Here is a 12,281-nt window from a genome sequence, read left to right as displayed (position 1 = left end):
GATCACAATGAGCATTGCTCTCACCGACGGTGCATCGTTGCATCCGCTCGTGCTGCCGGCACGGGCGGATGCGGCGGACGCGGGCGAGTTCCGCGAACTCGCCCGCGTCCGCAACGCCATCTACCGCGAACTCACCGGCCGCACCGAGCAGGACCTCACACCTGAAGCGCTGCTGCCTCTCCTGCGTTCCCGCAAGGAGCGCACCACCGTGGTGTGGGCCGTCAGGCTCGGCGACGAGATGGTCGGCCGCGCCGTCGTCGACATCCCGCATGAGGAGGGTTCGCGCGTGGCCATCGCGTCGATCGAGATCCATCCGCGGGTATGGGGGCGCGGCATCGGCTCGGCCGCGCTGCCCCACATCGAGGCGGTCGCACGAGAGCACGGTCGCACGATCATCCAGAACTGGACGGAGCAGCCTGCGAGCGACGGGCCCCATATGGAGGCGCGTACCGGATTCGGCAGCGTGCCGGACGACCATGTGGCCCGATTCCTGACGCGTCACGGCTTCACGCTCGAGCAGGTGTACCGCGTGAGCCGCCTCGATGTCACACCGGAGACGCGCGATCGCGCGAGAGCACTGCACAAGGAGGCCCGGGCGTTCTCGACGGACTACCGCGTGGTCCAGTGGATGCTCCCCACCCCGCCCGAGCACGCCGCCGGCTACGCCTGGTTGAAATCCCGCATGTCGACGGACGCTCCGTCCGGCGATCTCGAGACCGATGAGGAGTCGTGGGACGCCGAGCGCCTGATCGAGGGCGAGAAGCGCATCGAGGAGATGGGCCAGACCATGCAGGTCACGGTCGCCCAGCACATCGCCTCCGGTGAGCTGACAGCCTTCACCGAACTCGGAATCGGACCTGATCCGACGGCGACGACCATCCAGCACGACACGCTCGTGCTGGTCGAGCATCGAGGGCACCGTCTCGGGCAGCTCGTGAAGTGCGCCGCACTGCTCTCCTGGGGCGATGTCGCTCCGGAGTCGCACACGGTGATCACTTACAACGCCGAGGAGAACCGTCCCATGCTCTCCATCAACGAAGCCATGGGCTTCACCGCCATCGCCTACGAAGGCGCCTGGAAGAAGGAACTGACATGACGACCATCGCGCTGACGATCTCTGCGCTGACCGTCCCGAAGTCGCTGGGCGATGCCGACGGCGCGGACTTCCGCGCCTACGGGGAGCTCAACCGGCAGATCTGCGATGAGCTGGTCGGCCTGCCCGACATCGCGCCCGACGCCGCGCAGCTGCTTGCCGGGTGGCAGGACAGCACTGACACTCTGCACACCGGGTTCGTCGCCCGTCTCGGAGACGACATCGTGGGGATGATCACGATCGACTACGCACAGGAAGAGGACGCGCATGCGGCGGAGGTCGACCTGATGGTGCCGGAGCGTCATTGGGGGCGCGGTGTCGAGGATGCCCTGCTCTCCCTCGCGGAGACGGAGGCACGCGCGCACGGTCGCTCACTCGTGCAGATCTGGACGCTTCACCGCCCGCTCGAGACCGAGCGGATGATCGTTCCGCGAACCGGATGGGGCCGCATCCCGGCGATCCCGCTGTCGGACGCCCTCGAGGCCCGTGGTTACGATTTCGAACAGGTCGAGCGCAACAGCGAGTTCGATCTGCGCTCGGACCCCGCTCCCCTCCGCAAGGCGATGGAGACCGCGCAGACCGCGGCAGGACCCGACTATCGGGTGCTGCAGTGGCTCGCTCCGACGCCGCCCGAACACCGCGAGGGCTACGCGGCGATCCTCGCCCGTCTCTCGACGGATGCGCCGAGCGGCGAGATGGACTTCGTCGCCGAGGTTTGGGACGCCGAGCGCGTCGTCCGACGGGAGAAGCGTCTCACCGGTGCGGGTCAGGCGCTGTCGGTCGTCGCGGTGCAGCACATCCCCACCGGTGACCTCGTCGCCTACAACGAGCTCCTGATCGCGTCGGACCGCACAGGGGTCACGCACCAGCTCGGCACGCTCGTCTCGAGCGACCACAGAGGGCACCGTCTCGGAGCACTCGTCAAGTGCGCCAATCTCCTGCACTGGCGCGAGCTGATGCCCCTCTCCCCGGTGGTCTCGACATTCAACGCCGAGGAGAACCGTCCGATGCTCGGGATCAACGAGGCGATCGGGTTCACCGCGGTCTCCTACGCGGGTGCGTGGCAGAAGAGGATCTGACGGAGATCATCCGATCGGTGTATGCGACACGGCGGGGATCATCCGCCGGGCCGATGCACCGATCGGAGCCCCTCGCGAGGCTGGAAGCATGAACGCATCCGTCCTCGAAGCCCGATCCCTCACGAAGTCCTACGGCACCACCCGCGCACTCGCCGGGGTGGATCTTGCCATCCATCTTGGTGAGTCCGTGGCGATCATGGGTGCATCCGGATCCGGGAAGACAACACTCCTCCACGTGCTCGCTGGGATCATCACCCCCGACACCGGCACGGTGAGCTTCCAGCCGTCCAGCGGCGGCCCGGTCGAGCTCACCGGCCTCGGCGAATCGGCACGGTCGCGGCTGCGACGCGAGCGGTTCGGGTTCGTCTTCCAGCAGGGCCTGCTGATCCCCGAGCTCACCGCCGTGGAGAACGTGGCGTTGGCATCGATGATCAACGGAGTGAAACGGGCGGATGCCGTGGCGCACGCGGCGTCATGGCTCGCCGCTCTCGGGCTTGCGGGGATGGAGGACCGGCGGATCGGTGAGCTGTCGGGCGGGCAGGCGCAGCGCGTCGCGATCGCTCGTGCCCAGGCCACCGGCGCCGATCTCGTGTTCGCCGACGAGCCGACCGGTGCACTGGACTCGCACACGTCGCAGGAGGTGATGAACGCGCTGCTCTGGTCGACCACCGGACAGGGCCGGACGCTGCTCGTCGTCACTCATGATCCGGAGGTCGCCGCGCGCTGCTCGCGGATCGTCTCGGTACGCGACGGCCAGATCACAGCATCGGCGGTGCAGGCATGAACCCGTCAGTACTCGGTCTCCTCCTCCGTCCCGCCAAGGGGCAGAACGCCGTGATCGCCCTCCCCGCCATCGCCTTCGCGATCGTCACCGCCCTGGTGCTCACCGTCGTCGGTGGAGCCCAGTCCTTCTGGACCTGGACCGACGGCTACGGTCCTCTCTATCAAGCCCTCGCCGCCATCGCGCTGGTGCTGCTGGTCGTCCCGCTCGCGAATCTCGGCGGTGCCGCAGCGCGCCTCTCCGCACGGAGACGGGACGAGCGGCTCTCGACCCTCCGTCTTCTCGGCGTCACTCCGGTGGGTGTGGGCGTGGCCACCGTGATCGAGTCCGTTCTCGTCGCGGCCGCGGGTGCGCTCGTGGGGATCATCGCGTATCTCGCGATCTCCCCCCTCATCGGACTCATCCCGTTCCGTGGAGCGGCGCTCGGCCTCGACTCAGTGCTGCTGCCACCGGTCGGCGTCGCCGCGGTCGTCGGCGGAATCCTGCTCGTCGCCGCCGGCAGCGCCGCACTCGGACTCCGGAGGGTGATCATCTCGCCCCTCGGGGTGCGGCTTCGCGCGACCACCTCGTCTGTGCACTGGTTCCGTGCGGTCATCGGCGTGTCAGTGATCGCGATCGTCTTCGCGCTCGTGAAGGTCTTCCCCTCGATCGCCGGACTGACGACCACGATCGTCGTGCTGGCGGTCCTGTTCGCGGTCGCACTCGCGATCCTCAATGTGATCGGCCCGTGGGTGCTCAAGGTCGCCGCATCCCGTCAGCTGCGGCGCGCCGAGAGGGCCGATCGACTGTTGGCGGCTCGCATGGTGCTCGACTCTCCGAAAGCCGCATGGCGCCAGGTCAGCGGAATCGCGATGGCCAGCTTCATGGCGGTGTTCGCCGGCACAGGCGTCTCGCTGATGAACGTGATGGGCAGCGAGGCACTCGACGGCGCGGATGCCGCCCTCGCGGCCGACATGCGCACCGGCCTCCTCATCACTCTCGTCGGCTCGTTCCTCATGGTCGCGGCATCGGTCGGCGTCAACCAGGCGGCGTCGGTGCTGGATCAGCGTGACCTGCACCGGAGTCTGCACCACCTCGGGATGCCGCTGGAGACAGTCGACAGCGCACGGCGGCGGGCAATCATGTCACCGCTGCTGGTCACCGCACTCGGTTCAGCACTCTGCGCCGCGGTGCTGGTTTTCCCGCTGCTCGGCATCGCTCTCATCACCGCGCCCGAGTCGCTGCTCACCATCGCAGTCGTCGTGAGCGTGGGCATCGCCGTGGTCTGGACGAGCACCCGCATCACCAGGCCGCTGCTCGCGCAGTCCTTCCGCGCCGCCTGAGCGTGCGGTCGGAGCCAGCGTCATCGTCGGCGCTGGCACCGGGGGCAGTAGTGACTCGATCGGTTCATGAATGCCTCACGCCTGATGAGTCCGCCGCACCGAGGGCACGGCTGCCCACCACGCCCGTAGGCGTTGAGCGAGTGCGCGAAATAGCCCGCCTGGCCGTTCACGTTCACGTACTGGGCGTCGAAGCTGGTGCCGCCCTCGGCGAGGGCCTTCGCGAGAACCGTCCGGACCTCGATGAGGAGGCGTTTCGCCGCCTGCGCGGAGAGCGAGCTCGCCGGCGTCTCCGGGTGGATCCGTGCCGCCCACAGCGATTCGTCGGCATAGATGTTGCCGACCCCGCTGATGACCTGCTGGTCCAGGAGCACCCGCTTGATCGCACTGCCTCGCCGCCCCAGCGCGAGGAGGAACCCGGTGTCGTCGAAGTGGGGGTCCATCGGGTCGCGAGCGATGTGCGCGACCTGGGTGGGAACGGGAGTCGGCCCGTCGAGCACGAGACGGTCGACCGCGAGCGACCCGAACGTGCGCTGATCGGCGAGGACGATCGCGAGCTCACCGTGCCGAGGATGCTCGATGTTCATCCGGATCCGCTCGTGCCGCTCTGCAGGGGCATCCGGGGAGCGGAGCAGCATCTGACCGCTCATCCCGAGATGCGCGATGAGTGCGGTGTCGTCGGAGTCGAGCGGGAGCCAGAGGAACTTGCCTCGGCGGGAGGCATCGGTGAACGCGCGCCCCTCAAGACGCGAGACGAAGTCGGCGGGCCCGGCTGCATGCCGCGTCAGAGCCCGCTCATCGAGGACGGTCACCGCGGTGATGACGGAACCGATCGCGGCAGGAGCGAGTCCCACCCGGACGACCTCGACCTCGGGGAGCTCAGGCACGCTCGTTGAGGAAGCGCCAGGCGCTGAGCGCCGCAGCCATCTCGGCCGTCTTCTTGCTGCTGCCCTTGCCGGTCATCGCGACGTCTCCGACCGCGACGGTCGCGACGAAACGGCGGTCGTGGTCGGGGCCGCTCGCCTCGATCGAGTATGCGGGCGGAGTCGCACCGAGCTTCGCGGCCAGCTCCTGAAGACTCGTCTTCGGGTCCATGGCCGCACCGTACCGCTCGGGGTCGGCGAGCAGCGGCTCGGTGAGTCGCAGCACGAGGTCGGTGGCAGCATCGGGCCCTGCCGACAGGTAGGTCGCCCCGATCACCGCTTCCATGGTGTCCGCGAGGATCGAGTCCTTGTTGCGACCGCCGGTCTGCTCTTCTCCGCGGCCGAGCAGCAGATGACTGCCCAGATCGAGGCCGCGAGCGACCTCCGCGAGAGCGACCGTCGACACGACGCTCGCGCGCCGCTTGGCGAGTTCGCCCTCGTCGAGCCCCGGATGGGTCGTGAAGAGCATCACGGTCACGGCCTGACCGAGAACGGAGTCTCCGAGGAACTCGAGACGTTCGTTATGCGGGATCCCGCCGTGCTCGTACGCGTAGGAGCGATGGGTGAGCGCCAACTCCAGAAGCTCCGCGTCGATATCGACGCGGAGCTTCTCTGGGAGCGGTCTCGTCCCCCCAGGGACCTTCGTCACAGTCGTGAAGTCGCGACTCAGACGTCGGCGACCTTGCGGCCCTTGTACTCGAGGAACAGCTCGGTACCCTGCGAGTCGGTGACGACCTTCGCCTGGTGAGGACGGCTGTAGACGACCTGTCCGTTCTCGATCGTCTTGACGAGCGCGATGGGCGCCGCCTTCCACTGCGCACGGCGCGAGCGGGTGTTCGAACGGGATACCTTGCGCTTCGGGGGGTTACCAGCCATGACTAGCTCTCTTCTTTCTCGACGGCACGAGATTCTTCCGTGCCGTCTTGGTCTGTGATGTTCTGGAGCGCACTCCACCGAGGATCGATGGGAGCGGCCTGCTCCGTTCCGGTGCTCGCGGTCAGTCTCTCGCCCGTTTCCGGGTCGAGCCCGGGGCAATCCGGCTGACACACCGGTTGAAATGGAAGCGACAACACGGCCGCATCCCTGACTAGAGTTTCAAGATCCACGTGGTCGTCTTGAACCTCGAAGTCAGTTTCTTCCTCACCAGGATACGCGAAAAGCTCCTGGAACTCGACTTCGACGGGCCGAGCGATGTCGATCAGGCATCTTCCGCACACTCCGGAGTACTCCGCATCGGCCACTCCGGACACGAGAATGCCCTCATGGACCGACTCCAGACGCACATCGAGGTCGAGTTCGGATCCTGCTTCATACGCCACGATCCCCTCGCCCCACGCTTCGCGCAGGGTCACGGAGAACTCATGCTCGCGCATCTCGCCGGGCTTGCGGACGATGTCGCGGACGGGGAGGACGAAAGGGCCACTCATTCGGGAACGCACCCCGCAATGGTACCGGCTCTGCGTCGTGCGGGGCTGGTTCCACGCTGTGCGCGACACCTCGGCCGGCACGCTCAGATTCCGCGCGACCCCGTGTCGAGGAACGCCGCGACCGCTGGCGGGACGAACGGCGAGACATCGCCGCCGAGCCCGGCGACCTGACGCACAAGCGAGCTCGACACCAGTGCATGAGCAGGATCGGGCAGCAGGAAGACCGTCTCGATGTCGGCGAGGTGACGATTGACGATGGCCATCGGCGATTCGTAGGCGACGTCGATCTGCGAACGGATTCCCTTGACCAGGACCCCTGCGCCGACGTCTCGCGCATAGTCGACCAGCAGGCCCATGCTCCAGGAGCCCACGACGACGTTGTCCCCGATGCCCTCCTCGGCGATCGACTGCTCGATCAACGACATCCGCTGCGCGATCGGCAGCATCGCCTCCTTGCCGGGGTTGTGCACGACGAGCACATGAAGCTCGTCATACAGCTTGGCCGCACGACGGATGACGTCGAGGTGACCAAGGGTCGGCGGGTCGAAGGAACCCGGGACGACGGCGATCCGGCTGCTCATGCCACCAGCCTAGGCCACGTCGTCTGCAGGTCAGTTCTTCGCCAGGGCCGCACGATCGTCGTCGCTCACCCGTCGCTCGATCGCCGATCGCAGGCCGGGATTGGCTTGGAGATCCGGATCTGCGGCGAGGATCCCCTCAGCCAGCTCGCGCGCCCTGACGATCAGACCCGAGTCCTTCACCACCCGGAGCAGCTTGAGAGACGAGCGGACGCCCGCCTGCGCGGAGCCGAGAACGTCGCCTTCACCGCGCAGATCGAGGTCGACCTCGGCCAGCGCGAAGCCGTCGAGGGTGGCAGCCACCGCGTCGACCCTCTCGCGTGCGACGGACCCGGCTTCGGCCTCGGTGACCAGCAGACACAGGCCAGGGACTCCGCCTCGGCCGACACGACCGCGCAGCTGGTGCAGCTGCGAGACTCCGAATCGATCGGCGTCGAGCACGATCATCGTCGAGGCGTTGGGAACGTCGACGCCGACCTCGATCACGGTCGTCGCGATCAGCAGGTCGATCTCGCCGCGGGCGAACGCCTGCATGATCGCGTCCTTCTCGTCCGACGGCATACGCCCGTGCAGGACCGCCCTTCGCAGAGCTCCCAGCTTGGGGTGCGTCTCGAGCGCCTCGTCGAGCTGCACCACGCCCCATCGGGGACCGGATGCACCCTCGGGCTGGACGAGCGGCTGCTCCCCCACCTCCGCCGTCTTCTTCGTCGTGTCGATCGCGGCGCACACCGCGAACACCTGGCGTCCCTGAGCGATCTCCTCGGCCGCGCGCTCCCACACCCGGTTGAACCACCCTGGATGTTCAGCCAAAGGCGCGACGAACGACTCGATGCCCGCTCTGCCCTTCGGCATCGTGCGGATGACGGATGTGTCGAGGTCACCGAACACGGTCATGGCCACTGTGCGAGGGATCGGTGTCGCGGTGAGCACCAGCGCATGCGGGCTCGACCCCTTCGCCCGCAACGCCTCACGCTGCTCGACTCCGAACCTGTGCTGCTCGTCGACGACGACGAGGCCGAGATCGGCGAAGGTCGTCTTCTCACCGAGCAGCGCATGGGTTCCGACGACGATCAGCGCCTGGCCGGACGCCACTCGGAGCGCGGCCTTGCGACGCTCCGCCGCCGGCATCTGCCCTGTGAGCAACGTCGGCATGACGAGTGGCCCCAGCTGTGGCCCGAGCATCTTCGCGATCGATCGCAGGTGCTGCCCGGCGAGCACCTCGGTCGGTGCGATGAGGGCCGCCTGTCCCCCGGACTCGGCGACCTGCAGCATGGCCCGGAGCGCCACCAGCGTCTTTCCCGAGCCGACCTCACCCTGCACGAGCCGGTTCATCGGCCACGATCCGATGAGATCCTCGGCGACCTGCGCGCCGACCGTCTGCTGGTCCGGAGTCAGCTCGTACGGCAGCGAGGCGTCGAATCGGTCGAGCAGTCCGTCCGGTGTCGCGGGTCGCGCCGTGGCAGACAGCGACCGGACGGCATCACGTTGCTGCAGGAGGGCGGTCTGCAGCGTCAGCGCCTCGTGCATGCGCAGGGTGCGGACGGCCGGGTCGATGTCGTTGCGCGTCTGAGGCCGGTGGATCTGTTCGAGCGCCTCGCGCGCGGTCAGCAGCTCCTCACGGGTGCGGACCTCCGCGGTCAGCGGTTCCGGGACCTCCCCGAGCCCATCGAGCACGCGCGTGATGAACTTCGCGATCTGCCAGGTCTGCAGGCTCGCGGTGGCGGGGTAGATGGGGATCAACACGGCCGCCCGAGCATCGGCTCGACGCCGCGCGGCATCCTCGTCGTCGAAGAGCTCGTATTCCGGGTGCGCGAACTGCGTCATGCCGTTGAACTCGCCGACCTTGCCCGAGAAGACGCCGCGTCGCCCGACGGCGAGGTCTTCCGAACGCCATTTGGCGGCGCCGAGGTTCTTCGCGAAGAAGGTGAGGGACATCTTGCCGATGCCGTCGCCGATGACGACGTCGACCATCGCGCCGCGGCGGTTGCGCATCGCTCGAGCGCTCGAGGACAGCACCTCGGCGACGATCGTCACCGTCTCACCCAGAGGGAGTTCGCGGATCGGGGTCAACTCGCCGGGATCGGCGTACCGCCGCGGGTAATGCGAGAGCAGATCACCGACCGTCTTCATGCTGAACGCCCGATCGAGGGTCTTCGCAGGGGTGACGCCGAGCGCCTCCTCCAGAGACGAATCGAGCGTGAGCGACATGCTCCGAGTCTAGGAGGCAGCACGGACACGGCGTGCGCCGCAGCTGTCGTATCGTGAACGGGTGACGAGGATCATCGCCGGAAAGGCACGCGGAGCGCGACTGGAAGTACCGCACGCAGGCACACGACCGACCAGCGACCGCGTGAGGGAGTCCCTGTTCGGCGCGCTGGAGTCGGTGGATGCGATCGCCGGCGCCCGCGTGCTCGACCTCTATGCCGGATCGGGCGCGCTCGGCCTGGAGACTCTCAGCCGCGGGGCGGCCAGCGCCGATCTCGTCGAGAAGGGCCGGGAGGCGGCAGCCGTCGTGCGCCGCAATGCCGCAGTCCTCGTCAAAGCCGGGTTGCCCGCCGCCAGGGTGCATCAGAGCGCGGTGCGAGCCTTTCTGCAGCATGCGACAGGGCCGTATGACCTCGTCTTCTCAGACCCGCCCTACGACATCGACGACGACGCGATGAGCGCCGACCTCGTGGCTCTCGCTCCACTGCTCTCCTCCGACGCTCTGGTCGTCATCGAACGGGCGCGCCGCTCCACGCCGCCCGATCTCGTCGCGGCGGGACTCGACCTGATCCGTGAGAAGACGTATGGCGACACGGCGCTGTGGTGGGCTGAGCCCGCACAGTCTGCGGAGGGCGCTCAGCCCGACGTCGAGTCCCAGTCCCGATAGGGATCCCAGCCGGACACATCGGCGGGAGCACCGTCGACCAGCAGATCATGGTCGCCCCTGGGGGTTACCGCACCGATGATCCGGAAACCCGGGGGCAGCACCCCCGGCGGGAACGTCGCGAGCAGGGCATGGTCCTCACCGCCGGCGAGGGCACGCAGCGGGTCTCCTCCGAGCGAAGCGCCGTCGAGGGCGATCGTGACCTCGGATGCGGCAGCCAGGCGCCGGGCATCGAGAGCGAGCCCGTCCGAGATGTCCATCATCGCGGTGGCGCCGGCCGTGGCGGCGAACGGGCCGAGGCCGATCGGGGGCGAAGGCCTCAGCTGCGCCACGAGGGCGGCTCTCTCCCCCGGGGCCAGCGCATCGGCATCCACCGGTACCGGCTGGTCTCCGTCGCGGAACCTGCCGAAGAGCACCGAGAGTCCGTGCGCAGCGTGGCCGAGCTCTCCCGCGACCGCCACGACGTCGCCGACGTGCGCTCCCGAACGGGTCACGGGCTGACGGCCTTCGAGGTCGCCGAGCGCGGTGACGGCGACGGTGAGCACGTCGGACACCGTCAGATCGCCTCCGACGACCGCGCACCCTGGTGCGAGAGCGGCGCATGCGTCGCGGAACCCGTCGGCCAGTCGCTCGACGAACGAGAGCCGGAGGTCGCGAGGGACGGCCAGCGCCACAAGCAGAGCCGTCGGTCGAGCGCCCATCGCTGCGACATCGGCGAGATTCACCGCGGCGGCCTTCCAGCCGAGGTCGTACCCCGACGACCACGCGAGTCGGAAATCGGGTCCGTGCACGAGAGTGTCCGTCGTCGCGACCACGGAACCCGATGGAGCCGCGATCACCGCCGCGTCGTCTCCGGGGCCGATCAGCGTGTGCGTGGCCTGCGCGGTCCGGGCGAGGATCGCCCGGAGGATCTCCCCCTCGGACAGTTCGCCGAGGGTCGGATCGTCATCGCGAGGTCGGGAGGGCATGCAGTCAAAGGTAGCCTGGAAGCATGCCCCGTTCTCGCCGTCTCGCCGTCGTCGCGGGCTCGCTGGCCCTTGTCGCGGCTCTCTCCGGATGCTCCACCACCGTCCATCTGGAACCGGCCGACGATGCGAACAACCCCGCGTGCGCCGAGGTCTCCGTGCTGCTCCCGGACGCCGTCGGTGACCTCGACCGTGTCTGGACCGATGCCCAGGCGACCGGGGCTTGGGGAGACCCGACCGTCGTGCTCCGCTGCGGCGTCGAGCCCCCTGCGCCGTCCACTGAAGTGTGCACCACGATCGGGAGCGTCGACTGGCTCGTCCTCGACCAGGAAGAGGAACGCCAGCGGCTGGTGACCTACGGTCGCGACCCCGCAGTCGAGGTGATCATCCGGCGCGGTGAGGAGATCGACTTCCGCACCGTGGTCGAGAGTCTCTCCACCAGCATCCAGTCCGGTCTCGAGCCCGCCACCGCGCGTTGCACGGACCGGGTTCCCACCGCCGACGAGTCCGCCGAGGGCTGAGCGGACTCCACCGGCCGAACAGACGACGCGCGGAGCGTGCCGCTCTGGCACTGCCGCGAGGCCCCTAGACTCGCCGCATGAACCCCAACCCCGCACGCAGAACCTCCATCGTCGCAGCGATCCTGGTCGGGGTGGGGGCGCTGCTGAGCAGCTTCATCACCTATCTCACCCTGCTGTGGGGGCTCCCGAACGTCCCTCGCGTGTTCGTCCTGCAGGATCCCATCGGCTTCGCGCTGCGACCGAACGCGCAGCCCATGGCGCTCGTCGCGATGTTCGTCGCACTCCTCGTGCTCACCGGACTGACCTGGCTCTTCGTCCGCGCCGTCGCGCGCGCGGCTCTGCCCGGCCGAAGCGCCGCCGTGTTCTTCGGCACCTGGGGTGCAGTGATCGTCGCAGCAGCCATCGCCGGGGCCGTGCGCGCGCCACTCGTGATCATCGCGCTGAGACTGCCGACGGACCAGGCGGAGTACGCGATGACGCAGTACTACCAGATCGCCACGGCAGGCGTGTCGTGGGCACTGACCTGGGGATGGCTGGCCGCGCTCGTCGTGGCCCTGATCCATCGAGCGGCGCCCGCTCCGACAGCGCTCGACCGGACCGCCCAGGTCGCAGCGACCGGCCACGCGGCGACCGGCTCCTACGCGTACCCGCCGCAAGCGGGCTTGGCTGCGCCGACGAACGGCACGTACCCTCCCCAGCCCCCGCACGCCGGCTAGTCGACGCGGC

14 protein-coding genes are annotated in these 12,281 nt (G+C 68.5%); 7 read left to right on the top strand and 7 right to left on the bottom strand.

Annotated elements, in window-relative coordinates; all coding sequences use genetic code 11:
- The first annotated feature begins 7 nt into the window (after positions 1-7).
- The 4 genes from OD997_RS02410 to OD997_RS02395 all read left to right on the top strand — a co-directional run bounded on the left by OD997_RS02410 (position 8) and on the right by OD997_RS02395 (position 4,275).
- Entirely contained in the window at positions 8-1,096 is a 1,089-nt protein-coding gene (locus OD997_RS02410; protein ID WP_434330200.1) for a GNAT family N-acetyltransferase, read from the top strand.
- Complete coding sequence (locus tag OD997_RS02405; protein ID WP_434330199.1) at positions 1,093-2,172, top strand: GNAT family N-acetyltransferase; 1,080 nt, start codon at positions 1,093-1,095, stop codon at positions 2,170-2,172. Before OD997_RS02410 ends, OD997_RS02405 begins: the two co-directional genes overlap by 4 nt.
- A gap of 88 nt (positions 2,173-2,260) precedes the next feature.
- Complete coding sequence (locus OD997_RS02400) at positions 2,261-2,956, top strand: ABC transporter ATP-binding protein (protein ID WP_434330198.1); 696 nt, start codon at positions 2,261-2,263, stop codon at positions 2,954-2,956.
- Positions 2,953-4,275 carry a permease gene (locus tag OD997_RS02395; protein ID WP_434330197.1) on the top strand — a complete coding sequence of 441 codons (1,323 nt, stop codon included), beginning with the start codon at positions 2,953-2,955 and terminating at the stop codon, positions 4,273-4,275. Before OD997_RS02400 ends, OD997_RS02395 begins: the two co-directional genes overlap by 4 nt.
- A 20-nt stretch (positions 4,276-4,295) precedes the next feature.
- Here the strand turns inward: OD997_RS02395 and mutM are convergent, their stop codons facing one another.
- The 6 genes from mutM to OD997_RS02365 all read right to left on the bottom strand — a co-directional run bounded on the left by mutM (position 4,296) and on the right by OD997_RS02365 (position 9,408).
- Positions 4,296-5,159 (bottom strand): bifunctional DNA-formamidopyrimidine glycosylase/DNA-(apurinic or apyrimidinic site) lyase, encoded by an 864-nt coding sequence (mutM, locus tag OD997_RS02390; RefSeq protein WP_434330196.1) that lies wholly within the window; start codon positions 5,157-5,159, stop codon positions 4,296-4,298.
- On the bottom strand, positions 5,152-5,844 hold the full coding sequence (rnc, locus tag OD997_RS02385) for a ribonuclease III (RefSeq protein ID WP_120493022.1): 693 nt from the start codon (positions 5,842-5,844) through the stop codon (positions 5,152-5,154). Before rnc ends, mutM begins: the two co-directional genes overlap by 8 nt.
- Before the next feature lie 17 nt (positions 5,845-5,861).
- Positions 5,862-6,071, bottom strand: coding sequence for a 50S ribosomal protein L32 (rpmF, locus tag OD997_RS02380; RefSeq protein ID WP_028502695.1), 210 nt, complete (start codon positions 6,069-6,071; stop codon positions 5,862-5,864).
- 2 nt (positions 6,072-6,073) lie between these two features.
- Positions 6,074-6,622: a YceD family protein gene (locus tag OD997_RS02375; protein ID WP_434332320.1), complete on the bottom strand. Its 549-nt coding sequence runs from the start codon at positions 6,620-6,622 to the stop codon at positions 6,074-6,076.
- Positions 6,623-6,705: 83 nt separating this feature from the next.
- On the bottom strand, positions 6,706-7,203 hold the full coding sequence (gene coaD, locus OD997_RS02370) for a pantetheine-phosphate adenylyltransferase (protein WP_259159297.1): 498 nt from the start codon (positions 7,201-7,203) through the stop codon (positions 6,706-6,708).
- A 30-nt stretch (positions 7,204-7,233) separates the two neighbouring features.
- Complete coding sequence (locus OD997_RS02365) at positions 7,234-9,408, bottom strand: ATP-dependent DNA helicase RecG (protein ID WP_434330195.1); 2,175 nt, start codon at positions 9,406-9,408, stop codon at positions 7,234-7,236.
- 61 nt (positions 9,409-9,469) lie between these two features.
- On the opposite strand from OD997_RS02365, the gene rsmD reads away from it, so the two are divergent.
- Positions 9,470-10,072, top strand: a complete 603-nt coding sequence (gene rsmD / locus OD997_RS02360; protein ID WP_434330194.1) for a 16S rRNA (guanine(966)-N(2))-methyltransferase RsmD — start codon at positions 9,470-9,472, stop codon at positions 10,070-10,072.
- On the opposite strand, the gene thiL is transcribed toward rsmD, so the two are convergent.
- Positions 10,042-11,037, bottom strand: coding sequence for a thiamine-phosphate kinase (gene thiL, locus OD997_RS02355; RefSeq protein ID WP_434330193.1), 996 nt, complete (start codon positions 11,035-11,037; stop codon positions 10,042-10,044). The two genes, rsmD and thiL, sit on opposite strands and share 31 nt — an antisense overlap.
- 23 nt (positions 11,038-11,060) lie before the next feature.
- Here thiL and OD997_RS02350 point away from each other — a divergent pair, with 23 nt between their 5' ends.
- Positions 11,061-11,555, top strand: coding sequence for a DUF3515 family protein (locus OD997_RS02350; RefSeq protein WP_434330192.1), 495 nt, complete (start codon positions 11,061-11,063; stop codon positions 11,553-11,555).
- A gap of 77 nt (positions 11,556-11,632) precedes the next feature.
- Positions 11,633-12,271, top strand: a complete 639-nt coding sequence (locus tag OD997_RS02345; protein ID WP_434330191.1) for a hypothetical protein — start codon at positions 11,633-11,635, stop codon at positions 12,269-12,271.
- Positions 12,272-12,281: the final 10 nt, after the last annotated feature.

This window comes from Microbacterium sp. CGR1 (assembly GCF_051062835.1).
In the GTDB taxonomy this organism is placed as follows: Bacteria; Actinomycetota; Actinomycetes; order Actinomycetales; family Microbacteriaceae; genus Microbacterium.
This window is presented reverse-complemented; position numbering and strand designations above follow the sequence as displayed.